The organism is Neiella holothuriorum (assembly GCF_019457915.1).
In the GTDB taxonomy this organism is placed as follows: domain Bacteria; phylum Pseudomonadota; class Gammaproteobacteria; order Enterobacterales; family Neiellaceae; genus Neiella; species Neiella holothuriorum.
On sequence record NZ_JAHZSS010000003.1, the window covers coordinates 113,787 to 137,970 of the forward strand.

23 protein-coding genes are annotated in these 24,184 nt (G+C 48.4%); 13 read left to right on the top strand and 10 right to left on the bottom strand.

Annotation, left to right across the window (positions count from 1 at the left end; all coding sequences use genetic code 11):
* Positions 1-18 precede the first annotated feature (18 nt).
* The gene (metG, locus tag K0504_RS04070) at positions 19-2,064 is read right to left on the bottom strand and encodes a methionine--tRNA ligase (protein WP_220102885.1); all 2,046 of its coding nucleotides are present in this window, start codon (positions 2,062-2,064) and stop codon (positions 19-21) included.
* A gap of 278 nt (positions 2,065-2,342) precedes the next feature.
* Here metG and apbC point away from each other — a divergent pair, with 278 nt between their 5' ends.
* From apbC to K0504_RS04100, 6 genes are all read left to right on the top strand, one after another.
* Entirely contained in the window at positions 2,343-3,419 is a 1,077-nt protein-coding gene (apbC, locus tag K0504_RS04075; protein ID WP_220102886.1) for an iron-sulfur cluster carrier protein ApbC, read from the top strand.
* Positions 3,420-3,507: 88 nt separating this feature from the next.
* Positions 3,508-4,098 (top strand): dCTP deaminase, encoded by a 591-nt coding sequence (gene dcd, locus K0504_RS04080; protein WP_220102887.1) that lies wholly within the window; start codon positions 3,508-3,510, stop codon positions 4,096-4,098.
* Complete coding sequence (locus K0504_RS04085) at positions 4,085-4,564, top strand: AAA family ATPase (RefSeq protein ID WP_220102888.1); 480 nt, start codon at positions 4,085-4,087, stop codon at positions 4,562-4,564. Before dcd ends, K0504_RS04085 begins: the two co-directional genes overlap by 14 nt.
* Positions 4,565-4,820: 256 nt before the next feature.
* Complete coding sequence (gene fusA, locus K0504_RS04090) at positions 4,821-6,908, top strand: elongation factor G (RefSeq protein ID WP_220102889.1); 2,088 nt, start codon at positions 4,821-4,823, stop codon at positions 6,906-6,908.
* A 344-nt stretch (positions 6,909-7,252) separates the two neighbouring features.
* Positions 7,253-7,537: a GNAT family N-acetyltransferase gene (locus K0504_RS04095; RefSeq protein WP_220102890.1), complete on the top strand. Its 285-nt coding sequence runs from the start codon at positions 7,253-7,255 to the stop codon at positions 7,535-7,537.
* A 38-nt stretch (positions 7,538-7,575) separates the two neighbouring features.
* On the top strand, positions 7,576-8,124 hold the full coding sequence (locus K0504_RS04100) for a TlpA family protein disulfide reductase (protein WP_220102891.1): 549 nt from the start codon (positions 7,576-7,578) through the stop codon (positions 8,122-8,124).
* Between the two features lie 6 nt (positions 8,125-8,130).
* Here K0504_RS04100 and K0504_RS04105 read toward each other — a convergent pair whose 3' ends face one another.
* The 3 genes from K0504_RS04105 to yciA form a co-directional block, all read right to left on the bottom strand.
* Positions 8,131-8,532 carry a hypothetical protein gene (locus K0504_RS04105; RefSeq protein WP_220102892.1) on the bottom strand — a complete coding sequence of 134 codons (402 nt, stop codon included), beginning with the start codon at positions 8,530-8,532 and terminating at the stop codon, positions 8,131-8,133.
* A 15-nt stretch (positions 8,533-8,547) separates the two neighbouring features.
* Positions 8,548-9,006 carry a GNAT family N-acetyltransferase gene (locus K0504_RS04110; RefSeq protein ID WP_220102893.1) on the bottom strand — a complete coding sequence of 153 codons (459 nt, stop codon included), beginning with the start codon at positions 9,004-9,006 and terminating at the stop codon, positions 8,548-8,550.
* Positions 9,007-9,145: 139 nt separating this feature from the next.
* Positions 9,146-9,568 (bottom strand): acyl-CoA thioester hydrolase YciA, encoded by a 423-nt coding sequence (yciA, locus tag K0504_RS04115; RefSeq protein ID WP_225917954.1) that lies wholly within the window; start codon positions 9,566-9,568, stop codon positions 9,146-9,148.
* 134 nt (positions 9,569-9,702) lie between these two features.
* Between yciA and K0504_RS04120 the strand changes: the two genes are divergently transcribed.
* The 3 genes from K0504_RS04120 to K0504_RS04130 are packed head-to-tail and all read left to right on the top strand — an operon-like array spanning position 9,703 to position 12,367.
* Complete coding sequence (locus tag K0504_RS04120) at positions 9,703-10,578, top strand: putative RNA methyltransferase (protein ID WP_220102894.1); 876 nt, start codon at positions 9,703-9,705, stop codon at positions 10,576-10,578.
* Positions 10,560-11,024, top strand: a complete 465-nt coding sequence (locus K0504_RS04125) for a SixA phosphatase family protein (RefSeq protein ID WP_220102895.1) — start codon at positions 10,560-10,562, stop codon at positions 11,022-11,024. Before K0504_RS04120 ends, K0504_RS04125 begins: the two co-directional genes overlap by 19 nt.
* Before the next feature lie 56 nt (positions 11,025-11,080).
* Positions 11,081-12,367 (top strand): CinA family nicotinamide mononucleotide deamidase-related protein, encoded by a 1,287-nt coding sequence (locus K0504_RS04130; protein WP_220102896.1) that lies wholly within the window; start codon positions 11,081-11,083, stop codon positions 12,365-12,367.
* A 180-nt stretch (positions 12,368-12,547) separates the two neighbouring features.
* Here K0504_RS04130 and K0504_RS04135 read toward each other — a convergent pair whose 3' ends face one another.
* Both K0504_RS04135 and K0504_RS04140 read right to left on the bottom strand, forming a co-directional pair.
* Positions 12,548-13,729: a cystathionine beta-lyase gene (locus K0504_RS04135; RefSeq protein WP_220102897.1), complete on the bottom strand. Its 1,182-nt coding sequence runs from the start codon at positions 13,727-13,729 to the stop codon at positions 12,548-12,550.
* A gap of 87 nt (positions 13,730-13,816) precedes the next feature.
* The gene (locus tag K0504_RS04140) at positions 13,817-14,362 is read right to left on the bottom strand and encodes a DUF1415 domain-containing protein (protein ID WP_220102898.1); all 546 of its coding nucleotides are present in this window, start codon (positions 14,360-14,362) and stop codon (positions 13,817-13,819) included.
* A 206-nt stretch (positions 14,363-14,568) separates the two neighbouring features.
* Between K0504_RS04140 and argA the strand changes: the two genes are divergently transcribed.
* Complete coding sequence (gene argA / locus K0504_RS04145) at positions 14,569-15,891, top strand: amino-acid N-acetyltransferase (RefSeq protein ID WP_220102899.1); 1,323 nt, start codon at positions 14,569-14,571, stop codon at positions 15,889-15,891.
* Here the strand turns inward: argA and K0504_RS04150 are convergent.
* Positions 15,888-16,223: a hypothetical protein gene (locus tag K0504_RS04150; protein ID WP_220102900.1), complete on the bottom strand. Its 336-nt coding sequence runs from the start codon at positions 16,221-16,223 to the stop codon at positions 15,888-15,890. The genes argA and K0504_RS04150 overlap by 4 nt on opposite strands.
* Positions 16,224-16,428: 205 nt before the next feature.
* Between K0504_RS04150 and rluB the strand changes: the two genes are divergently transcribed.
* Entirely contained in the window at positions 16,429-17,331 is a 903-nt protein-coding gene (gene rluB / locus K0504_RS04155) for a 23S rRNA pseudouridine(2605) synthase RluB (protein ID WP_220102901.1), read from the top strand.
* An 88-nt stretch (positions 17,332-17,419) separates the two neighbouring features.
* Here the strand turns inward: rluB and K0504_RS04160 are convergent, their stop codons facing one another.
* From K0504_RS04160 to K0504_RS04170, 3 genes are all read right to left on the bottom strand, one after another.
* Positions 17,420-17,656 (bottom strand): hypothetical protein, encoded by a 237-nt coding sequence (locus K0504_RS04160; protein WP_220102902.1) that lies wholly within the window; start codon positions 17,654-17,656, stop codon positions 17,420-17,422.
* 141 nt (positions 17,657-17,797) lie between these two features.
* A complete protein-coding gene (locus K0504_RS04165) occupies positions 17,798-18,472 on the bottom strand; it encodes a tRNA-uridine aminocarboxypropyltransferase (RefSeq protein WP_220102903.1) in 675 nt (224 codons plus the stop codon).
* Between the two features lie 106 nt (positions 18,473-18,578).
* Positions 18,579-19,319: a YciK family oxidoreductase gene (locus tag K0504_RS04170; protein WP_220102904.1), complete on the bottom strand. Its 741-nt coding sequence runs from the start codon at positions 19,317-19,319 to the stop codon at positions 18,579-18,581.
* A 215-nt stretch (positions 19,320-19,534) separates the two neighbouring features.
* On the opposite strand from K0504_RS04170, the gene K0504_RS04175 reads away from it, so the two are divergent.
* Both K0504_RS04175 and K0504_RS04180 read left to right on the top strand, forming a co-directional pair.
* Complete coding sequence (locus K0504_RS04175) at positions 19,535-22,081, top strand: VolA/Pla-1 family phospholipase (protein ID WP_220102905.1); 2,547 nt, start codon at positions 19,535-19,537, stop codon at positions 22,079-22,081.
* A gap of 240 nt (positions 22,082-22,321) precedes the next feature.
* On the top strand, positions 22,322-24,106 hold the full coding sequence (locus tag K0504_RS04180; RefSeq protein ID WP_220102906.1) for a M3 family metallopeptidase: 1,785 nt from the start codon (positions 22,322-22,324) through the stop codon (positions 24,104-24,106).
* Positions 24,107-24,184: the final 78 nt, after the last annotated feature.

Sequence of the window (24,184 nt, forward strand, 5' to 3'; positions counted from 1 at the left end):
CTTCCACGTCGCAGAGAATTAGAAGATGCGCATGCCCGGTTGGGCACCGTTATCTGGACTTAAGATCCAAATATCTTTACCGCCTGGTCCGGCTGCACACACCATGCCTTCTGACATGCCAAACTTCATTTTACGAGGAGCTAAGTTGGCAACCATCACGGTTAATCGCCCTTCAAGCTCTTCTGGAGTGTAAGCAGACTTAATGCCGGCAAACACTTGGCGTGATTCTGCGCCGATATCTAAGGTGAGTTTGAGTAGCTTTTTAGCGCCTTCAACGTGCTCGGCTTTAACAATTTTAGCAACTCGCAAGTCGACCTTGGCAAAGTCCTCGAATTGGATTTCATCGCTAATCGGATCAAATTCAGATGCCGGTGCGGCTTCTGGCTCGTCTTTCTTCGCTGGCTCAGCGGCAATCAAATTATCTTTCGAGTCATCTACCATGGCATTTACTTTATCCATTTCCACACGCTGCATTAGAGCTTTAAATTTGTTGATTTCATGGCCGAGCAACAACGTTTTATGGCTGTCCCACGTCAATTGGTCGTTCAAAAAGGCTTCAGAGTTTGCTGCGGTGGTTGGCAATACTGGCTTGAGGTAGACCATCAGCAGACGGAATAGGTTGATACCCATAGAACACACTTGGTGCGCTAATTCTTGTTTACCGTCTTCTTTAATCAACTGCCAAGGCGCCATATCGGCAATATAAGCATTAGCTTTGTCGGCCAACGCCATAATTTCGCGGACAGCTTTGCCAAATTCACGTTGTTCATACAACTCGGCAATGCTATCGCCAGCGGATGTGAATTCTTCTGCTAATTCAGGCGCAAGGATGGTCTCGCTAAGTTTACCGTCAAAGCGCTTGGTGATGAAACCGGCGCAACGCGAGGCAATGTTAATGACCTTGCCGACTAAATCAGAGTTAACTCGCTGCGCAAAGTCTTCGAGGTTTAGATCTAAGTCATCGATACGACTTGATAGCTTGGCAGCATAGTAATAACGAAGGTATTCCGGGTTTAAATGGTCTAAATAAGTACGCGCTTTAATAAATGTACCGCGTGACTTAGACATCTTGGCGCCGTTTACGGTGACATAGCCGTGCGCATAAACTGCATTCGGTTTGCGGTAGCCAGCACCTTCTAACATGGCAGGCCAGAAAAGGCTGTGGAAATAAATGATGTCTTTGCCAATAAAGTGGTACACCTCGGCATCTGAGCTTGGCGCCCAGTAATCATCGAAATTTAAACCGTCTGTCTTTTCGCACAGGGCTTTAAAACTGGCCAAGTAACCGATTGGCGCGTCGAGCCAAACGTAAAAGTACTTACCCGGAGCATCAGGAATCTCAAAACCAAAATACGGCGCATCTCGGCTAATATCCCATTGCTGCAAGCCTTGCTCAAACCACTCGGCCAACTTGTTAGACATTTCTGATTGCAAGTGGCCTGACTGAGTCCACTGCTGCAGCATGTCGGAAAATGCAGGTAAGTCGAAGAAGTAATGTTCTGAGTCGCGCAGCTCTGGCGTTGCGCCAGAAACGGCAGATACAGGATTCTTCAGGTCAGTAGGGCTATAGGTTGCGCCGCAGTTGTCGCAGTTATCGCCATTTTGATCCGTAGCGTCACACTTCGGGCAGTCGCCTTTGACGAAGCGATCGGGCAAGAACATTTGCTTCTCAGGATCGAACAATTGGCTGATGGTCTTGGTTTTAATATAACCTCCATCGCGCAACGCGAAGTAAATGCCCTCTGCCAGTTCACGATTCTCGTCACTGTGGGTGCTGTGATAATGGTGAAAGTCCACCATGAAATCAGCAAAGTCACGTTGGTGTTCAACCGCTGTATCGGCAATCAGTTGCTCGGGGGAAATACCCATTTGCTGAGCTTTAAGCATGATCGGCGTGCCGTGGGCATCGTCCGCGCAAACATAAGTGCAGTTATTACCACGTAGATTCTGGAAACGAACCCAGATATCGGTCTGAATGTATTCAAGCATGTGGCCTAAGTGGATCGGGCCATTGGCATACGGAAGCGCAGAAGTGACCAAAATGTCACGAACGGAATTTGTCATCGTGTCTTGGGCTTACTATGAAGTTAATAAAAGAAGCCGAATGGTAACTCAGATTGGCCTTGTAAGGCCACCGTTATAGGGCGAACAGACGCCTGCTTTGGCCGTAAACCCATCAGTCAAATACGATGTCGGTCTAAACTTGGTGATTCGAGGTTGCTGTGCCAGTATGGCTTCAAAAGCCTTAGCCGTGACACAATAGACATGAATGCCGACGGTTCGCTTTTCCTACCCTTTATTGACCCATTATTATCGATAGATACCATCGCCAAGGACGTAACATGTCAGATTTTAAAGCCGCTGTACTTCAAGTGATTGAACCCGTGACTCAAGTTACGCTGGGCTCGCTGTGCCTTGATATTAACGTCCAAGAAACGGCAGGCACAATTCATGTCACGCTGATCTTTCCTTTTCCCAATAAAGGGTTCTGGCAGCGCCTTGATGACGTACAAAAGCAGCGTCTCTATGACGCGGCTGCGGGCAAACAGGTTGAAGTTGAAGCTCAGCACGAATCGGTAGCAACGCTTGGCGAGCGCCTACCAAGCTTGGCTAAGGTCAAAAACGTGATTGCCGTATCGAGCGGTAAGGGTGGGGTAGGCAAGTCAACCACGGCCGTTAATTTAGCCTTGGCGCTGCAGCAAGAAGGCGCCAAAGTGGCGTTGTTAGATGCCGACATTTATGGCCCATCGCTTCCTCTCATGTTGGGCTGTGAAGGACAAACGCCAGCACTTGCCGATGGCGAAAAGATGATGATTCCGATCAGCACCCATGGTTTGGTCGTTAACTCGGTTGGTTTCTTGGTTGCAGCTGACACCGCAACGGTATGGCGTGGCCCAATGGCTGCTGGAGTTTTACAGCAATTGCTGCGCGATACCATTTGGGGGGAGGCAGACTACTTAATCGTTGATATGCCACCGGGTACTGGTGATATTCAATTGACCTTGGCGCAGGTAGCGCCAGTTTCTGCTGCGGTGATTGTCACTACGCCACAAACGATTGCGCTAGCCGATGCCGTTAAAGGTATAGCCATGTTTCAAAAGGTCGATGTACCCGTTGCCGGGGTGATCGAAAACATGAGTTTTCATGCCTGTAGTAATTGTGGCCATCATGATTACCTATTTGGAAAAGATGGCGGTAAACGTATTGCCGACCTATATGATGTGCCTTTACTTGGCGCGTTACCGCTAGATCGCCAAATAGGTGATGATGTTGATGACGGTAATCCAACCGTTGTAGCTGAGCCCGATTCACTGCTTGCTACTATTTATCGAGATACAGCCGCGGCAATGGCATACCATGTGTGGCTGGGGCAACAGCAGCAAGCTGATCCTGTGGCAATTGATATCTCAGATGATTGATCCAAGTTATTAATTTATTTTTAAGCAGGTGATCTTATTGTCACTTGCGCATAAACTACGCGGCAAATTTTTGAAGGTAGACACGAATATGAGATTGAACGACGTTCAAATTGAACAAGCACTCGATGACGGTACCATCGTTATTGAGCCAAAGCCGGCCCCTGCGATGATTAGCGGTGTCAGTTTGGATGTGTGTTTGGGCAATACCTTTCGTGTGTTTCAAGACCATACTGCGCCTTATATTGATTTAAGTGGCGCGCGCGAAGACGTTGATGCAGCTTTAAATGCTGTGATGAGCGATGAAATCTACATTAAAGATGGCGACGCCTTCTTTTTACACCCTGGCGAACTGGCGTTGGCAGTAACCCACGAGTCGGTGACATTACCGGCCGATATTGTCGGTTGGCTTGACGGGCGTTCGTCGTTAGCTCGCCTGGGTTTGATGGTGCACGTGACAGCCCACCGGATTGATCCGGGTTGGTCTGGCCGGATTGTGCTTGAATTTATGAATAGCGGTAAATTGCCGTTGGCACTGCGTCCTAAGATGAAGATTGGCGCATTAAACTTTGAAAAATTAGAGTTTCCTGCCGCGCGTCCATATAACAAGCGGGCCGATGCCAAATACAAACACCAACAATCTGCCGTTGCTAGTCGTATCAGCGAAGATGGAAAAGACTAATTCGAGTCAACGACTTGCCATCATCATGCGCGGTTTGCCCGGCTCGGGCAAATCACGCCTCGCCAAACAAATGTGGCAACAGCACGCCAGCCAATACCCTCGCGATCAAATTATATGCAGTACTGATGATTATTTTCAGCACGGCATGCGTTATGTATTTCAGGCTGAGTTGCTACCGAAATATCACTCGCTTAACTTAGTTCGCTTTATTGACGGGTTGTGTGCGGGTTACCCCATCATGATTTGTGACAATACCAATATGGCGTGTTGGGAATATTTGCCTTATCAACGTGCAGCTCAATCGTTGGGCTATAAAGTCAAACGAATTCTAGTGGGCGATCCGACCGAACAGCATCAACAACAGCTGTGCGCGCGCCATAATAAACACCAGGTGTCACTCGAAATCATTGAGCAAATGGCCGCTAATTTTGAGGCAGACCAAGACAAACCGATGAGCCCTTGGTGAATCGATACGTTTTTGGGTAACACAACCTCGTATCAAGGCTACTATATAGGGTTGAAAAACGCGGCACGTACCCATATATATGTGTTTGTTCAAGGCGCCAATGAACCGGAATTCAAGCAAATAAGCTGTAACTAAACCCTTACAACCGCTGTTCTTATCGGATTGTGACTGTTTATCAAAACAAGCTTGGCATTCTTTACAGGAATTCCTGTATACTTGCGCGCAAATTTAGGCTCATCACCAACTGAGTAAGAAAATGGCTGAATTATCTAAGTACAGAAACATCGGTATTTTTGCCCACGTTGACGCGGGTAAAACGACTTCTACAGAACGTATCTTGAAACTAACCGGTAAAATCCACAAAACCGGTGAAGTGCACGACGGTGCTGCAACAACTGACTTTATGGAACAGGAAGCTGAGCGTGGTATTACCATTCAGTCGGCTGCTACAACTTGTTTCTGGAAAGACCACCGTTTAAACATCATTGACACCCCTGGCCACGTTGACTTCACTGTTGAAGTTTATCGTTCGCTGAAAGTTCTTGATGGTGGTGTAGGTGTATTCTGTGGTTCTGGTGGTGTTGAGCCTCAGTCAGAAACAAACTGGCGCTATGCGAACGACTCAGAAGTTGCTCGTATCATCTTCGTCAACAAGCTGGACCGTTTGGGTGCAGACTTCTATCGCGTTGTCGATCAAGTTAAAAACGTTTTGGGTGCAAACCCATTGGTTATGACTCTGCCTATCGGTACTGAAGATGACTTCGTTGGTGTTGTTGATGTATTAAGCCAAAAAGCTTACATCTGGGATGACACTGGTTTACCAGAAAACTACGAGATCACCGACATCCCAGCCGACTTGGTTGATGATGCTGCTGCTTACCGTGAGCAACTGATCGAAACTGCTGTTGAGCAAGATGACGATCTGATGATGGCTTACATGGAAGGCGAAGAGCCTTCATTGGAAGACATCAAGCGTTGTATCCGTAGCGGTACTCGCACCATGGATTTCTTCCCAACTTACTGTGGTTCAGCGTTCAAAAACAAAGGTATTCAGTTGATTCTGGATGCGGTTGTTGATTACTTGCCAAACCCTGTTGAAGTTGATGCGCAGCCTCTGACTGACGAAGAAACTGGTGAGCCTACTGGCGAAACTGCACTGGTTTCTGTTGACGAGCCTTTCCGCGCGTTGGCGTTCAAAATTATGGATGACCGCTTCGGTGCGTTGACCTTTATTCGTATTTATTCTGGTACGTTGAACAAGGGCGACACCATCCTTAACTCTGCCACTGGCAAAACTGAGCGTATCGGCCGTATGGTTGAAATGCACGCTGATGACCGTACCGAGCTAAGCACTGCTCAGGCTGGTGACATCATCGCAGTTGTAGGTATGAAGAACGTTCAAACTGGTCACACTCTGTGTGATCCGAAGAACCCTTGTACGCTTGAGCCAATGATCTTCCCTGAGCCAGTAATCTCGATTGCTGTATCGCCAAAAGATAAAGGTTCAACTGAGAAAATGGGTATCGCAATCGGTAAAATGGTTGCTGAAGATCCATCATTCCAGGTTGAGACTGATGAAGATTCTGGTGAAACCATCCTGAAAGGTATGGGCGAACTTCACTTGGATATTAAAGTAGATATTCTGAAGCGTACTTACGGTGTTGAACTGACTGTTGGTCAACCTCAGGTTGCTTACCGTGAGACCATCACGCAAGCGATCGAAGACAGCTACACGCACAAGAAGCAGTCTGGTGGTTCTGGTCAATTCGGTAAGATTGATTACCGTGTTAAGCCTGGCGAGCAAAACTCTGGCTTCCAATTCAAGTCTACCGTTGTTGGCGGTAACGTACCGAAGGAATTCTTCCCAGCGATTGAGAAGGGCTTCAAGGTCATGATGGAAGAAGGTCCATTGGCTGGCTTCCCACTGCTTGACGTTGAAATTGAATTGTTTGATGGTGGCTTCCACGCCGTTGACTCCTCTGCTGTAGCGTTTGAAATTGCAGCGAAAGGTGCATACCGTCAATCTATGCCGAAAGCTGGCCCACAACTTCTTGAACCAATCATGAAAGTTGATGTGTTCACTCCAGAAGATCACGTTGGTGATGTAATTGGTGATTTGAACCGTCGTCGTGGCATGATCAAAGACCAAGAAGCTGGTGCAACTGGTGTTCGCATTAAGGCAGACGTTCCTCTGTCTGAAATGTTTGGCTACATTGGTTCACTGCGTACTATGACATCTGGTCGTGGTCAGTTCTCAATGGAATTCAGCCACTACGCGGCATGTCCTGCCAACGTAGCAGAAGCTGTAATTGCTGCAGAGAAAGAAAAGAAAGCTGCTAAGTAAGTTTTCTTGAAAGAATGAAGAGCCCTGCAAGTGAAAACTTGCGGGGCTTTTTTATGTTCAGGACGAACGGTATGCCGAGGGCGCACGGATGCGCAGGAGCGGCGATGCCCATGGATGGGCTGTATGCTGATAATGCAGGAGTAATTATCGGCGGTGAACACGCACGGATGGTATCCTTCCTTAGTTTCCTACACGTCACATCCGTGTACCACTCCCGTCGCGGAAGCATTCTATTTACCCAGAGAAAGCCGGAGCGGCGACTTCTAAGTTAAGCAGGAATCGAGACGGAGCATGGATCGTGGCCTAATGGCGTATTAATTAGTCAGAGTTATTGGAGATGAGCAATGGGTAAAGATCCAATTTCCGTCGAGCTTATTGAAAATGGCGGAACCATTCGTATTGGCAATTATGCTGAGTTGCAATTCAGCGGCCCTGTAGAGGGCGTTATTGATGCGCACCACACTGTAGTGGCGCCAAGTCATCGTGGCCAAGGTCTTGCTGGAGTGCTGTTTGATGCGCTCGTTAATGTCGTTGAAAAGAAGGGGTGGAAAGTAAAGCCGAGCTGTAGCTATATTGATAAACAGTTTGCACGCTACTCAGAGCTAACACGCCTTGTTAACAAAGGTTAACCGAGGCAACGCAAAGACTTATTAAACAAGGACGCAATATGAAGCAATGGATAATGCTTATGGGCTTACTTTTGGCGGCCAGCAGTCATGCCGATGACTATCACCAGGTTGCTGCTCAATCGTTGCGAGCGCTTGGCCAGCCTGTTGAACATATTTCTCTGATTGATCTACAAGGTTCCACAATTGGATTTGAAGACCTCAGAGGCGAACCTGCAGTTATCTATTTTTTCGCTTCTTGGTGCGCCAGTTGTTACAAATCGCTAGAGCAAATCGAACATATTCGCCAAAGTGGTCAGCAGAAAATTCGACTGATTGCCATGGCAATGGAGGATAACAATCCGAAATTGCAACGCATGTTGGCTAAAACCAGCTTTAAAGGGGAGGTGTGGTTACCAGAGCGAGGAGGCGAGATTTTGCTGGAGCGAAGGTTCGCTAATTCAGCTCAGTCACTGCCCTATGTGATTCGGCTTACCGCAGATCTGGTGTTAGCAGAGCATAGTTATCATCTAGCAAAACAAGAACACTGGAGCAGAGCTCTCGTTGAGGGAGATAACTTGGCCGCTGCTACAGAATATCGAGGTCAATAACCGCAATTAGCCCTTTAACCAGATCCGGTTAAGCCAACAGGCGAGAATTGGGCAAGCCCAGGCGAGCAGGGTAGGAATACTATGCCAAATGCTATCAGCCATCACATCAAGGTGTTGTGGGCCCACGTAATCGAGCGCCAACAGGCAGATGAACACCAATACGCCAGCGATATTGGCAAACTGTTGAGTGAAACGGGCTAGGGGAATGGTGATAACCAGCGAAAGTAGCAACCAAGGCAGCAGGTATGTGACTAACTCAGCAAGCAAATTCCCAAAATCAAAACCAAACTGATCGAACAGCCAAGCAGGTAACGCCACATCAATGGTGTGATCTGTCAGGAGCTGGCCAAACAACTGCAGCGCTGCTGCAGTTATGACAATCAGGATTAGGTTTGCAATTTGCGTCATAGTAACCGGCGTTGGTTAGATGAGCTTCTCAAAGCAGATGCTGTTTGGATCGTTAACATATTGACCAAAAGGGTCAATTTCGTGATACGCCTCGCTCAGGTACAAGCCAATAGCTTCAGGCTGGCGTCGGCCAGTTTCGAGCAACATTTTTGCGTAGCCCTGTTTACGGCCAATATCTTCCAAATGTGCGACTAAACGACGAGCCAAGCCTTGGCCACGATAATCTGGCAGCACATACATACGTTTGAGCTCAATCTCGGATTTGTTCAGTGGATAAAAAGCGCCACAAGCGGCCACTTCTTGGCCAGAGTAGGTAATTAAGAAAACACCGCCGCGACTAATAAAGTCGTTAATATCAATATCGCGGACTAGTTCATCAGGGTAACGCTTATTCACTTCTTCTTTAAATTGGCGCAGCAATTCCGTCGCTAGCTTAGAGGAAGGATCAGATACTTCAAAACGAAGCTCAGACATGTGATATCAAGTCCATTTACAGGTTGCGAAAACAATCGCGCACTAGGTTAATGAGTTTTAAGTTTGGTACAAGCCCAGAATTGAGATCTATTCGAGAGTTTTTTGTTTGGGCGTAACGTCATGCGTAAAAATCACTCATTTATATCGAATAATCCTTCGGGATCTCGCGCTTATTGCCGTTGGAGTCAATGGCGACATACGTGAAGCAGGCTTCGGTGACTAAAAAATGCTCTTGTGCCTGCTGTTCGCGAAGCACTGGTTTGACCCAAACTTCGAGCCCGAGCGTAATAGAGGTTTTACCAACACGCTCCAAATGACCGTAGCAGCACACAACATCGCCAACTTTTACCGGCTGTATGAATTTCATACTGTTGACGGCAATAGTCGCAGTTCGGCCCTTGGCGACTTCCTTCGCCATAATGCCGCCGGCAATATCCATTTGGGACATGATCCAGCCACCAAAAATATCGCCGTTGGCGTTGGTGTCAGCAGGCATTGCTAGCGTGCGCAGTAACATTTGGCCTTTCGGGGCTTCAGGCATGGTGGGTTGCTGTGTGGACATATTTTTCGCTCCGTCAATCGTAATGTGAACTATATCACTTTTTCCCGTAAAGTCATTGGCTTTGCCTCACCCCGCGCTGAGCCGTTACACTGTGGCGTGAAAAATAAAGGCGCAAACAACAAACTGGAACAGACATGCTTGATGCTCAAGGGCTTTGTTGCCCGTTGGATGGCTCATTGTTGGTTAACAAAGAGCGTAGTTTACTATGTCAACAGGGGCACAGTTTTGATGTGGCGAAGCAAGGTTATTGTCATTTACTGCCTGTTCAGCACAAGCGCTCAAGTGATCCCGGTGACAGCAAAGAAATGGTCGCAGCGCGTTCGGCATTACTGACTAACGGACACTATCAACCACTTGCCAATGCGCTTGCCGATGTTATTCAGCAACACGTTGAGCAAAGCGGCGAAGAAATAATGCGGTTGGCTGATGCTGGTTGTGGTGATGGTTATTATTTACAGCAGGTCGCGCAGGCTTGTTCACCTGAACGCGCAGAATACATTGGTTACGACATTTCCAAATGGGCTGTGCTTGCGGCAAGCAAGCGCTATAAAAATGCACGTTGGTTGGTTGCGAGTAGTAAAAATATTCCAATAACCAATGATTATCTCAACATACTGTTATGTATGTTTGGGTTTCCGGTTTATAGCGAATTTAAGCGCGTGCTGAAACCGGGAGGCCAATTACTGCTCGTAGATGCTGGCCCAAATCATTTGATTGAATTGCGGCAAAAGCTCTACCAAGACATTAAGCCTCACCGTCCTTGGTCTGCCGAACAAGCGCAAACTCAGGGTTTTGAGTTGGTCGGGCAGATGCTGCCTGTGCAGTTTAAAATCTGCTTACCGCAAGATCAGTTGCAACAACTGCTATTAATGACGCCTCATTTCTTCCGTTCATCACAGCAAGCTAAAGATGAACTGTCGACGTTGGCTGAATTGACACTAACCATCGACGCACAGATCCGCGTGCTGCAATTACAAGGAAATGGTGAGTCATGCAACGTTTGCTGCTAATCCGTCACGCTAAGTCAAGTTGGCGTCATGATATTGATGATCTGCTTCGACCGCTCAATGACCGAGGTTATGCCGCTGCGCAACAAATGTCGCAACGGCCAATTGTTCGCAGTAACTTACCCGATGTGATTTTGTGCTCGCCAGCAATCCGCGCATACAGTACTGCCGTATGCTTGATGCGAACACTCAATATTGCCGCTGAACGCTTGCAGATCTGCGATGAAATTTACGGCGCTAGCGCCACTGATTTACAACAACTGGTTGCTCAAAGACGTGAAGCAGTTGTTTGGTTGATTGGCCACAACCCCGCGATTCACCTTGCGGCCGAGCTATTTGCCGAATCTGCTATTGAAGCATTTCCAACGCTGGCGGTGGCGCAGTTTGATTTTGAAAACGACGTCGCTAGATTACAGGCGTTCGACTGGCCAAAACGCAGTATTGATTAAAGACCACTAGACACTCACATTTTAACCATATCACTTTCATTTTCACGGAGTACGTTATGAAAATAGCCCTGATTAGCACAGGCGAAGAGATCCTTGCCGGCGATATCGTCGACACAAACTCAGCGTGGCTAGCAGAGCAATTGCACGAGCACGGCCTAAAGTTGGCCTGGCACGTTACCGTGGGTGATGACATGGCCTCATTATTAGATGCATTTTCACTCGCGGCTGAACGCAGTGATTTTTGTATTGTAAATGGCGGCCTCGGCCCAACAACCGATGACTTAAGTGCAGAAGCTGCTGCCACTTGGTTAGGCGAGGGCATGCGCGAGTTACCCGAATGGCGTGACAAGCTTGAGCAATATTATGCCAAGCTTAATCGGGTCATGCCGGCGTCAAATATCAAACAAGCCATGATCCCTGAATCGGCGCAAATGATTGATAACCCAGTAGGTACTGCTTGCGGATTTGCGATTCAACATGATAATTGCCAGTTGATGTTTACCCCTGGCGTACCACATGAATTCAAACGGATGATTCACGATCAGGTGATCCCAACGCTGTTGCAACACGCCCAGCAACAAGCGCCAAGCCTGCATCGCTGGCTGACTATTGGATTAAGCGAATCGTTATTAGCGGACTTGCTTGATGATTTGCCGTTGCCGTCAGGCTGTACCCTTGGCTATCGTTCGTCTCAGCCGACCATTGAAGTGAAACTGAGTGTCCCATCAGATGTTTCTGAGGAGCAGTTATCGACAGTCAAACAAGGCATTAACCAACGTTTAGGTGGCTATGTCTTTGTCGACGCAAAGCTCTCCTTAGCGGCCCACATTCAGCAATTGATGCTTGCTCGCGGTGTTAAGTTGGCTACTGCTGAGTCGTGTACCGGCGGAATGATTGCCGATTGGTTGGTGCATGAAGCGGGCTCCTCCGCATACTTTGAACGTGGCTATGTCACCTATAGCAATGAAGCGAAGCAACAAGATCTCGCCGTGCCTGAAACGGTTTTGGCGCAATATGGCGCAGTCTCGGCAGAAGTTGCTGCAGCCATGGCCTGTGGTGCATCCGTTAACGCCAATACGGATTTTGCTTTGGCGACTAGCGGGATTGCTGGCCCAAGCGGTGATACGCCTAACAAGCCCGTGGGAACCGTAGCGTTTGCGTTAAAAACGCCAACTGGTGTTTACCAGCAGCTTCTCAAATTACCAAACCGCGGCCGCACAATGATACGTAAGCAGGCAGCGGCCATTGCGCTGGATATGCTACGCCGCTACCTAACTGGTGTTGATGTGCTTGCTGATTACTCTGGCGTAAGCGAAATGAAACAAGAGTTTATTGCTAACTAACGGCGAGCAACGCCATTGAATAGCGGACATTTATCGGTTGAATTGATTTGTCCGCTTGGGTTCCTACTGGTTTATTTCAACCAGTAGGAAACGGATTCGATTATCGAATAGCAATGATAATAAGGCTAAACGCTGACGTTACGGCGCTCAAACGCCGTAACAGGTATCAACAATGATTATCTATAGCGCTTGATTAAACCGTTCAAACCCGTCCGCTAAGTCTTCAATTAAGTCATCAACATGCTCTAAACCCACGTGCAGGCGAATAAGAGGGCCTTGAGTTTGCCATTCGGTAGCTGTACGTAATCGTTCAATGCCGTAAACCGCCAGAATTAAAGACTCATAGCCGCCCCAGGAGTAACCCATTTTAAAATGGCGCATGCCATCGAGCATGGCGGTTGTTGCTTTCTGATGGCCTTGTTTTAAAACAAACGAAAACAAGCCGTTGGAGCCAGTAAAATCGCGCTGCCACACATCATGACCGGGACAGCTTGAAAATGCTGGGTGGCGAATATGATCCACTTCTGGCCGGTGAGCAAGCCAGTTGGCAATTTTCAGTGCGTTTTCTTGATGTTGCTGCATACGTACGTTGAGCGTCCGCATGCCACGCATGGCTAAGTACAGATCGTCCGGCGATGTGCATTGTCCCAATAGGTAGCTATTCTCACGCAGTTGCGGCCACAAGGCTTTAGTTGCTACGGCTGTTCCAAGCATGACATCGGAATGGCCGACTACATATTTGGTAGCGGCTTGAATGCTGATATCCACGCCATGAGCAAAGGCATCAAACAACATGCCGGCGCCCCACGTATTATCGAGCATAACAATCGCACCGTGACGGTGGGCGACTTCAGCAATGGCTGGTACGTCTTGCACTTCCATGGTGATCGAGCCAGGAGATTCGGTGAAGATCACCTTTGTATTGGCTTTCATCAAGGCTTCAATACCAGCGCCTACTAACGGATCGTAATAGGTGGTCTCGATACCCAAATTAGCTAGCATCTTGTCGCAAAAATCGCGGGTTGGCTCGTAAGCTGTATCAACCATTAATAAATGGTCGCCAGCTTTTAGGAACGATAACAGCGCACCAGTAATTGCAGCGGTGCCGCAAGGATAAATCGCGCAACCTTCCCCACCTTCTAAGGCCACCATTGCATCAGCAAAAGCAAAGCTCGTGTCGGTGCCGCGGCGACCGTAAAACAACGTCTGATTAGCGCGATTGCCTGTCGCTTGCTTCATTTGGGCAACCGACTCAAAGACAACCGTGGAAGCGCGCATGACCGGCGGGTTAACAACACCTTTTGTCCATTTACTGTCGCGACCACCACTGACTACAGCCGTTGCTTTATGTTTGCTGCTCATGCCTAACCTTTTGCCTAATACAGAGAGAAATAGATTCGAACAGCGTTTGTAACACATTAGCTTTTGGATTCAAGCAAAAGCCTAAAATCACTTATACAAATATGGGAAGTAATCTTTCAATTCGTCCAAGGTTAGGCGCTCTAACTTTGCGATGTTGCGGGATGGTATTTTGTCGGGATCTGCGTAATTCATGAGCGCATCGGTCAGACTTTGCTCGCGAATTAAATGGAAGATAGGTACGGGCGAGCAGTTGGTTAGGTTACTGGTGTCATCAGGCTCCGAATCGACAAATTGATAGTCGGGGTGAAAACTCGCAATTTGGATTTCCCCTTGCCAGCCGCCTTGCTCCAATAATGCATCGGCGATGTCTAGAAAATCGTTGTACTGCTGAAAGCACAACAGCATGTTTGGCACGGCGATGAGTGTCGTTTCTAGTTCATCAACTGGCGTTGCTATTAATCGAGCGATTTCGTGATGTAATTCGGTCAACAGCTGCTCTTCATCGGTAGCTGTCGAAACCACAATATCAACTAACCGCATTCGGTGCGGGCGAGCGGCAAAGGGGCATAAATTAAGCCCAATCACCACGTTTTCGAGCCAACGTTTAACGTCCTGTCTAACCGATTCGGTCATGGTTTTTAATTACCTATCTAAAAGTGCAGTTTGCATAATACCTAATCCACTTTTAGCAGGATATGACGCTTTACTCAGTTTCAACGCTAAGATCAATAAGTTGGCGTCGTTGCGAAGCGAACAAAAGTTAGTCGAAGTCTTGCTTTAATGCCGGTCGCAGGCATACTTAGCCGCTATAGATTAAAGCACAGACACGGGATTTGATTGTGCGCACCACTGATTTAGTCGGCGGCATTCGTCACTCGGCACCTTATGTAAATGCTCACCGCGGCAAAACCTTTGTGGTTATGGTCGGCGGAGAAGCTATCGAACACCCAAACTTTCGCTACATTCTCAATGATATAGCCTTATTAAATACGCTTGGTATTAAGCTTGTTTTAGTGTTTGGCGCACGCCCGCAAATTGACCGTGCGATGGCTCGGCAGCATGTAGATGTAACCTTTCACAACCAGATCCGCATTACCGATAACGAAGCACTTGAGCAGGTCAAACAAGTGACTGGCGCGATGCAGCTCGACATCACGGCGCGTTTATCGATGAGCCTGAGTAACACGCCCATGCAGGGCTCCGATATCAATGTGATTACTGGTAACTTTGTGATTGCCCAGCCGATCGGGGTGATTGATGGTATTGATCACTGCCACTCTGGACGTGTGCGCCGCATTGATGTTGAATGCATCGACAACCTGCTTAGCAGCAACAATATTGTGTTACACGGGCCGATTGCCGCTTCGGTGACTGGAGAGAGTTTTAATCTCACGGCAGAAGAAATTGCGACTCAAATTGCCATTCGTATCAAAGCGGAGAAGATGATTGGCTTCTCCGAGCTGCCGGGCATTTTGGATGAAGCTCAGCAGGTTCGGCCTGAACTGTTGCCGAGTGATGCCGAGCAGGTACTGAGTCAGCCCGAGCATCATATTTTTGCTTGTCCGGCAGCACATAACTTTTTGACTGCTGCAATTAAAGCCTGCCGCAGTGGGGTCAATCGATGCCACTTGGTGAGTTACAAAGACGATGGCGCCTTGCTTCAAGAACTGTTTTCGCGCGACGGTATCGGTACGCAACTGGTGACCGAAAGTGCCGAGCGGATGAATGCCGCCAATATTTCTCACATCGGCGGTATTCTTGATTTAATTCGGCCACTCGAGCAGCAAGGCATTTTAGTGCGACGTTCGCGGGAGCAACTCGAAACTGAAATTGAACATTTCACTGTGGTAGAGCGCGACGGCTTAGTGATTGGTTGTGTGGCGCTATACCCTTGGCTAGAGCACAAGTGCGCTGAGTTTGCTTGTTTAGCAATTGACCCAACTTATCGTCAGGCGCAACGTGGCGAATTATTGCTTAAAGCGGCAGTTCAGCGAGCAAAAACGATGGGCTGTGAGCGTATTTTTGCGCTGACGACGACCAGTATTCATTGGTTTTTGGAGCATGGCTTTGTGATGGGAGAATTGACGGACTTACCGCCAAGTAAACAACAGCTTTATAACCTCCAACGCCGTTCGAAGATCCTCACGCTTGATGTGACTTAAAGCCTATTGCGATAGGCTTCGATCATACGCACAAGCGCATCACCTAAATGCGCTTCAAACTCATCTAAATCAGCGTCAATGGCGGCTAAGTATTGCTCGGCTTTGCTGCGGGGCAAGCTTTTACCTCTGACGCTGAATTCCATTTCGGGTAGCGATTTGTCGTAGCGGGGAATGACTTGCCAGTTGACGAAATCGGCATCTAACGTTGATACCGCTCTGTTGGCGAACTGACAAAAGCCTTCGATATGATCTTTGCCGTCAGGCCCAAGGCAGCCGGGCTCCACACGGTAAGTTAAGGTCAATTTATTTTGTTCAGGTTGCGGGTCTGGCATGGTAGCTAGTTTCGTTAATATTCCTGATGCCATTTAAAGATGTTCGCTGTTTCCAAACAAGCATTAATGGCAATTAATGCTAATTAACGCAGTAAAAAATTCAGTTTGCTGAACAACAAACGTGCGACGGGTTTATACTGTGCTACAATCCTGCGCCGCCTGAGAAGGCTACATCCTGTGTTGACCAAACATAAACGGAATCCTCATGAGTGAAAAATTGCAAAAAGTATTGGCCCGCAGTGGCTTAGGCTCGCGTCGCGAAATGGAACAAGTCATTAGCGCGGGTCGCGTTAGTGTCGATGGCTCCACTGCCAAACTCGGCGATCGCGTTGAGGATGATGCCGTGTTGCGACTCGATGGCAACATTGTGCAAACCCGTTCAGACAGTGACACCATTTGCCGTGTGATTGCTTATCACAAACCTGAAGGTGAAGTTTGCAGCCGCAAAGATCCTGAAGGTCGTCCAACGGTTTTTGAACGCTTACCTAAATTGTCGATTGGCCGCTGGATTGCGGTGGGTCGTCTCGATTTGAACACATCTGGCTTATTGTTGTTTACCACCGATGGTGAACTTGCTTCACGCTTGATGCACCCATCTTATGAACTTGAGCGTGAATACGCCGTTCGAATTTTTGGTGCCGTGGATGACGCCATGATTAAGCGCTTGAAGCAGGGCGTTATGCTCGAAGATGGCTTAGCATCGTTCGACACCATTCACGCCGCAGGCGGTGAAGGTGCCAATAAGTGGTTTCATGTGACGTTACACGAAGGCAAGCATCGTGAAGTTCGCCGTTTGTGGGAAAGTCAGGACGTCACGGTTAGCCGGTTGATTCGGGTGCGTTATGGCAACACAGTGTTGTCGAAAAAATTACCACACGGAGCTTGGCTTGAGCTGCCGCTTGAAGACGTCAACGTATTGCGCGACTCGGTGCAACTGCAGCACGAAACCCGCACCATGCTAGACATGACCAAAGACAACAAGGTTAATACCCATCGACTACGCCGCACGGCCCAAAAAAGTAGGGCGCGCCAGCTGCAGCGTCATAAAGCAACCTCCGCAAAGCCTAAAACTAAGCAACAGCCTAAACGTCGACAAGGTCGCGGCTAACCGCAGTTTACATTAACGATTACGTTTCAATTTAAAACAAAACGGCGCCTTCAGGCGCCGTTTTTTATTGGAGTAAGAACTGGTTGAATTACCCTTGTACGATTTTGGTGCCGCACTGTTCGCAAATCACATGCCGTTCATGATCGTCAATTTCCGCCAATAAAGGGCCCGCCGCCCAACCGTTGATCAAGCCAGTGAAAAACTCTTTCAGCGATCGGTGTTTTTCATTGCGAAATGGACTGGCTTTACGGGCGACCACCACCACATGTTGAGTGTCATGTTGGCAGCTTGCGCAATACCGTTTTTCCTTGCTTGTGGTTGTCATTCTCTTTCTCCTTGAGAACTGAAAGGCGCGCTGGGTTTCTATCGCGATGAGCATTCAATTCATCACCACTCTAGCGCTGAAGGGAGTAGCTGACAATAGTGAAGGCGACTGCCAAATCGAAATTTAATCAATAGGTTAAATTTATGATCCGCGTTGCCGCCTAGCTTCACTCAAACTGGCGAGGGAATAGCGATCAAACCAATTGTTTAGCTGTGTGGCTGCGCGTTGATCACCGAATAGATCGAGTGCCAATGCCGCAACTTCTGCTGTCGCCAACTGATGATCGCGAGAGGCTGTACGCAGCTCAAATCGCGATATCGCTGCGGGGCTAAACGACAACATCGGTAGTTGATGGAGGTAGTTGCTTTTACGATACATTTTACAGGCTTCACGCCATGCGCCATCAAGGATCACAAACAAAGGCTGTTTGCCACGTTGTAGGGGCGGAATACTTGCGCTGACAGGCTGCTCGGGTAGGGCATATTCGCCGGGAAAGATAACGATGGGCTGATATCTCGGGTTATTCAGCAGTGCCAACATAGCAGGGGCTGGCTCGGTGCGAGACCAGTTGTAGGCGTGGCAATCGGCAACAACGTCGGCAATTAACCAGCCGGTATTGCTCGGCTTAAACACTTCGCCCTGATACATGATCAGCAAAAACGCGGCGGTTTCCACTGGCTCAGGGCATTGCTGACAAATACATTGAGCAGGGGGTTGGCGGCATCCAATACAACGATCGTTGTGGCTACCGCGGCCAATATAGGGGCGGGTGCTTTGAGCTTTAGACTGAACAAATAATTGCTGAACGGCGTGCACAAACAAACTTCGTTAAGGGCAAAACACAAGTATAAGCTGTGTTTTGCATTGCTTAAATCAAGCAGGTTGAATACATACCACCTGCTGGTGAGTCATCTTTCAGTCGTTATTTGGGCTGAGCGTCTATGCTCTGGCCGTTTTCTTGCGCCTGAACACTCAACAAATAAAGGTATAGAGGCATTAAATCTGCGGGCTGTTTCAGCAATGAGACGTCCTCTGCTGGGTAAGCTTTAGCACGCATTCCGGTTTGAGTTGCACCTGGATTAATGCAGTTGACGCGAACATTGGTATTGCTCATTTCATCTGCCAATACTTGCATTAAACCTTCGGTAGCAAATTTTGAAATCGCGTAGGCATTCCAGAACGCGCGACCTTTTTTACCCACGGACGACGAAGTAAACACGATGCGCCCGGCATCGGCTTTCTTCAACAATGGCAACAGCGCTTTTGTCATGTTGAGCTGGGCGGTCACATTAACCTTCATCACTTCATCAAACATCGCCATGTCGGTTTGTTCAATAGAGCCAAGGACACCAAGCTCACTTGCGTTGTGAAGAACACCATCGAGCTGACCCAAACTTGATTCAATGGTTGCGGCCATGTCGAGGTAGTGTTTTTCCGTCGCGCCTTTTAAATCAAGTGGAATGATGGCTGGCTCGGGCCCGCCCGAAGCAACAATGGCATCATAAACTTGCTCTAACTTTTCGACGGTTCGTCCCAACAAAATAACAGTTGCACCATGCGCAGCTAATGAGGTTGCGGCTTGTCGGCCAATACCCGCGCCGGCACCGGTTACTAAAATCACTTTATTTTTAAATGCGTCTTGCGCAACAGTTTGAACGTTCATAACAGCTCACCCGAAAAATTCTGTGCGCAGTGTACCTGAGCTTGTTGCTCGACCCAAATTATTGGAACTGGGATCAAGGTAACAGGATGGCACTAGTGCAATTGCTCCTATTGGTTTAGCTTTAATGGATTATTCAAACGCGAGTTTGAATTTTACATTTGTGTTAACGAAAGGACGATTAACACCATAACAATGACAAGAAGTTGGGGAGAATAATGAAAATAACAAATTACACGGCTGCGCCGCTGTTACTGGCGTTGCTGGCTGGTTGTGGCGGTGGCGAGTCGCTAAAAGACATTGCCAACGATCAAGAACCTGCCGTTCCTTACACGCGAATCGTCTTTGATCCCGCTAATAGTGAAATTTCGTTGCCATCGGACATTTTGCTACTAACCACCACGGATGGCACGCTCGACATACCGGTCGATGATCCAATGGATTTAACGGACCCTGCCGTTGCCCTTAGTTCGTTGGACGGTTGGGGCACGAGTGCGCCCATTGTTATCGAAATGGATTATCCGCAAGCGTCATTTGGTGATTACAGCTTGAGTGTAGAAAGTGCTGCTCAAGTTGGCGCCGCTGAGCTTTTTGAGGTGATTTTAGGTAGCCCGCTGTCATCCGATCCTGATTGTGTGACTGTGTCGACAGGCCACCTTTGTAAAGTGGTGTCGCAATTAACTTATGGCGTCGACTTTATCACTCAATCTGATGGGACTGATTTTGTTGTGGTGCCCATTAAGCCACTAAAACCCAAAACGTCTTATTTATTGGCAACCACAACCTTGCTCGAAGACTCTGAAGGTCGCTCGGTGTTGCCATCGTCGAGCTATGAGTTGTTGCGCCTCGATGTTGAAACGCAGCCGCTAGGATCAGAATCACAATTGCTGCTACAAGCCGCCGTTAACAGCTATGAGGCAGGCTTAGCAGAAGCTGGTGTTGATTTAGATACGGTGAATTACAGCATGCCGTTTACTACGCAGTCAGTAGTGGATGTGATGTCGATTAGTCGACTGGTGGTTGCTAATAGCCAGCCAACGCTTAGCAATATTACCGATACAGGATTAAATGCAGCGGAAATGCTTGCTCTATCCGGTGTTGTGTTAGAAGGCCAAGCTGCGTTGATCGCAAGTGCTGCAAATGTTTATAGTGCGACGGTCAATTTAGTCATGTTCCAAGACATTGCCAGCACCGACAACTGTGATTTGACCGAATTGGTCACCACCGGTGTCTGTGATGTGTTGTTCACATATTGGCAAGCGCAAGGCGATAGCCCTGTTTCGATTGCCGGCGCTTTGGCGGATGGCTCGCTAACGCAAGAATCGTTCGCTATCCAAGCCATGACTCAAAATCCGGCGTTAACACCGGAAGATCTAGCGGATCCGAGCAAATGGGTTGGTTTGCAAATCAATGTGCCTGACGCCAGCGGCACCCCAGTTGATTCTGAAAAACATCTGACTCAATACAATCCGCTTGGCTTAGTCAAAGGTCTGCAACAAGTACCAGTGCTGATTACCGTGCCTGATACAACAACCGTGAATGCCATTCGAGCATCGTTAGCGGGCATTGATATGTCGTTGCTTCCTGCTGAGCTCACCTTGACTGAACCTGCCGCGGGCTGGCCTGTTGCCGTATTTGCTCATGGCATTACCAGCCTAAAAGAATCAGTGCTTGGTTTGGCCGGAACAATGGCGCTGCAAGGGCAAGCGACGATTGCCCTTGATTTGCCAATGCATGGTGCCCGTAGCGCCGATCTGACCGGCAATGGCGTGTATGAGCTAACCGCAACGGCGCCAAGTAACGGAGCGGCTTATGCGAATGGTAATGTATTGACGTACTTGAACCTTTCAAGCCTGATGTCAGTCCGCGATGCCATGCGACAAAGTGCGCTTGATATTTTAACCCTCCGCGCGGCCATTACATTCACAGCGTTGCAAGATGCGGCCATGATGCAGGCACCATTGCTTGATGCTAGCCACGTTGGTTTTGTTGGCATGTCACAAGGCGCCATTGTTGGCACATCTGCTGTTACGGTCGCCAATACACCGTTTGTGGTTGACGGCGTAGAAATGGCGAATCCATTTGCCTTCAATAGTGCGGTGCTTAACGTACCGACCGGCGGCTATGGGCCAAGTGTGGCGTTTTCAACCACCTTCGCTCCGGTGCTTAAAGATGGTTTAACTGCGTCCGATACGTTTTCGGAAGCGTTACAGACAGCTTTCTCACTCACTGCAGAAGAGCTAGAAGCGATTGCAGAAAATGATCCTGAGCAGTACCAAGCAATGGTCGATGCGGTGTATCCGACGGTGCTGAACGAATTTTTGTTCGCCGCTCAACAAGTACTCGATAGTGCGGATAGTATCAATTTCGCCAGTACGCTAAGTGCTCTTGAAACGCCGGTTTTACTGCACGAAGTGGTTGGTAATGGTGCGGAGAACTTAAGCGATCATGTGCTACCCAACAGTACAGCCGCAAATGGTTGGCCGGTAGCCGGTACCGAGGCACTAATTGGTGCACTTTCGTTACCTGCCATTTCTAGTTCGCAAGCCGATAGCGATGGGATTATGGGTGCAGTGCGTTTTATGTACGGTTTCCATAGTTCATTGTTAAGCCCTGCTGCAGTCGAAGGCATTGCGCCGGATGCGGCTAAAAATGCGGTAGTGACGGCTACCATGCAACAGCAAGCTGCAGAGTTTATTAGTACTGCAGGTCAGCAATTGACCATTTCTGAAGAGTCCGCCGCGGTGATTGTTCCAGCATCGTAAAAGGAACCAAGGTTGATAAAAAAGCTCGGCATATGCCGAGCTTTTTTGTATCTGGAAGGTATGATGACGAGTTTGATAAAAGTTGTAATTGGTCGGCTCGATTCGACAGCAACGTAAGACTAAGATTGGATGATGATAAGACGGCCATTCTGTGAGTACTGCCCAGTGCCTAACATTAAAACTCTAGTAGCTATATTTTGTGCGTTCACTTGCTGTTGGTTAACCGCTGGGCATGCGCAGGTGCAATCGCCAACGCAATGGCCACAAAGTGCTGGCGAACTTGCCATGCAATGCGAGCAAGCCGCCGGCCGTATCGATCAAATCTTAAGTCGAGATGTTGAAGCCGATGAGCAGTTGCTTCGTTTACTTGATGAAGCTGTTGCTGGCTTGGAATCGCAAATAGCCATTTCCATGGTGTTAGCAGACGCGTCACCCAATGCCGATCTGCGGCAGCAGGCGTTGCTATGCCTTGACGCCTTATCGACCATTGAGCAGCAGTGGTTAAGTTTTGATGAAACGAGTGACATGCTTAGTGCGTTGGAAGATCAGACGCTATCCAAGCAGGGCAGCCGTTTGCTTGGGCTTTGGTTGCATCAGGCAGGTTTAGTCTCCGGTGAGCGAGCACAGCAAAGCAATCAACGGTTACATTACGCAGAAGCTGGTTATCAACAAACCTTGCGAGCATTGGATAAAAAGTTACGTCTGCCGCAACAATGCCAGCAGGGTGTGCCGACCGATCAATTACAACGTTGGCTCAGCAATGACCAATTCGAATTGCCATTACGAGGCGCCCAGGTGATTCGATTTTTGCGCTACCCAGTGGCTACCGAATGCCGCCGTATGGCATGGGTTGCATTACAGTCCAAAGGCATGCCAGAAAATATGATGCAACTGGATATGGTGCTCAATCAACGCCAGTTATGGGCTAAAAATCATGGGGCCGCAAATTTTGCAGATTATCAGTTGCGCACCCAATTGCTCGATAGCCCTGAGCTGGTGATGCAATATTTGGCAGCTACTGCAGCGGCCAACTTACCCCAACAATTCGAGCACAGTGACTGGTTATATACCAGTGTAAGGGCGCCGGATTCGGCTGCTGATGTTGGTCAAAGTCCAATAGCGGTAATGCAACAAACATTTCAGTATTTGCAGCAGTTTGGTCTGCAATTTACGCCTGTGGTTGCACCTGATTTATTAACCCCCAAACAGCTTGAACAACAGCAACATAATCAACCGGCCCGTTATTGGCACCCAGGTGTAGCGGCGTATCACCTTAGTGTCACAGCTAATGGCGATGACCAACCGCGAGTGTTAGCCACTGTGTATTTTGATGTGTTTGCGCGCTCAAATAAATCGGCATCGGCACGCCACCGAGCATTACGCCATGGCGTCTACGGTGGCGGAGAAGCCGAAAGTGCGGTGTTGATGGCGCTACCGATAACGGCTTGGTACGGGCGCGATCGACGTAGCTTCTATCGTCAATTAGGGCAGGCAGTACAACATGCAATGGCGAGGGCGGAGTACCATGGCCTTAGTGGCAGCCCTATCGAGCGAGATTTCTCTCGACTGGGCATGGCGCTGTTCGAAGCGTTGATGGCTGACCATGATCCATGGCTGGCTGGCCAAATAAAATCACCTAAGCGGATTGCCAAGAAGTTATTCAGAGCATCTGTATCGCTCGACTATCATCGCCTTGGCATGTCGAACTTTGCTGGTTTGCAATCCATTAATCAGCACTATTTTGAACGTTATATGAAAGTGCCAATGCCGCCTGAATATACGCCGCAATATTCGCTCAACACTTTGATTAGCGACGGTGTACTTTACTATCAACGGCTCTGGTATCCGGCATTTGCTAAATTGCTATTGAGTTGCACTGAGCAAGTGAATGGAACATTTATGCAGCAGTTGTTTGAGCCAGCAGGGCAATCTGCTGCCTTTAATGCTGTGCAACAGGTTTGTCCAAACATTCATAGCCTTGAGCAGCTAGTGAATCAGGTTGCTACTGTGAAGCGGTTGCAATAATCACTATACTGGCGTTCATTTTTGAATTTATTGTTGCTGACGCCGGTCTTTATAGCGGTGTCGTTTAATTGACCAGAG

Coding starts and splice junctions, on each gene's coding strand:
- metG (WP_220102885.1), bottom strand. CDS start 2,064: ATGACAAATTCCGTTCGTGACATTTTGGTCACTTCTGCGCTTCCGTAT.
- apbC (WP_220102886.1), top strand. CDS start 2,343: ATGTCAGATTTTAAAGCCGCTGTACTTCAAGTGATTGAACCCGTGACT.
- dcd (WP_220102887.1), top strand. CDS start 3,508: ATGAGATTGAACGACGTTCAAATTGAACAAGCACTCGATGACGGTACC.
- K0504_RS04085 (WP_220102888.1), top strand. CDS start 4,085: ATGGAAAAGACTAATTCGAGTCAACGACTTGCCATCATCATGCGCGGT.
- fusA (WP_220102889.1), top strand. CDS start 4,821: ATGGCTGAATTATCTAAGTACAGAAACATCGGTATTTTTGCCCACGTT.
- K0504_RS04095 (WP_220102890.1), top strand. CDS start 7,253: ATGGGTAAAGATCCAATTTCCGTCGAGCTTATTGAAAATGGCGGAACC.
- K0504_RS04100 (WP_220102891.1), top strand. CDS start 7,576: ATGAAGCAATGGATAATGCTTATGGGCTTACTTTTGGCGGCCAGCAGT.
- K0504_RS04105 (WP_220102892.1), bottom strand. CDS start 8,532: ATGACGCAAATTGCAAACCTAATCCTGATTGTCATAACTGCAGCAGCG.
- K0504_RS04110 (WP_220102893.1), bottom strand. CDS start 9,006: ATGTCTGAGCTTCGTTTTGAAGTATCTGATCCTTCCTCTAAGCTAGCG.
- yciA (WP_225917954.1), bottom strand. CDS start 9,568: ATGTCCACACAGCAACCCACCATGCCTGAAGCCCCGAAAGGCCAAATG.
- K0504_RS04120 (WP_220102894.1), top strand. CDS start 9,703: ATGCTTGATGCTCAAGGGCTTTGTTGCCCGTTGGATGGCTCATTGTTG.
- K0504_RS04125 (WP_220102895.1), top strand. CDS start 10,560: ATGCAACGTTTGCTGCTAATCCGTCACGCTAAGTCAAGTTGGCGTCAT.
- K0504_RS04130 (WP_220102896.1), top strand. CDS start 11,081: ATGAAAATAGCCCTGATTAGCACAGGCGAAGAGATCCTTGCCGGCGAT.
- K0504_RS04135 (WP_220102897.1), bottom strand. CDS start 13,729: ATGAGCAGCAAACATAAAGCAACGGCTGTAGTCAGTGGTGGTCGCGAC.
- K0504_RS04140 (WP_220102898.1), bottom strand. CDS start 14,362: ATGACCGAATCGGTTAGACAGGACGTTAAACGTTGGCTCGAAAACGTG.
- K0504_RS04150 (WP_220102900.1), bottom strand. CDS start 16,223: ATGCCAGACCCGCAACCTGAACAAAATAAATTGACCTTAACTTACCGT.
- rluB (WP_220102901.1), top strand. CDS start 16,429: ATGAGTGAAAAATTGCAAAAAGTATTGGCCCGCAGTGGCTTAGGCTCG.
- K0504_RS04160 (WP_220102902.1), bottom strand. CDS start 17,656: ATGACAACCACAAGCAAGGAAAAACGGTATTGCGCAAGCTGCCAACAT.
- K0504_RS04170 (WP_220102904.1), bottom strand. CDS start 19,319: ATGAACGTTCAAACTGTTGCGCAAGACGCATTTAAAAATAAAGTGATT.
- K0504_RS04175 (WP_220102905.1), top strand. CDS start 19,535: ATGAAAATAACAAATTACACGGCTGCGCCGCTGTTACTGGCGTTGCTG.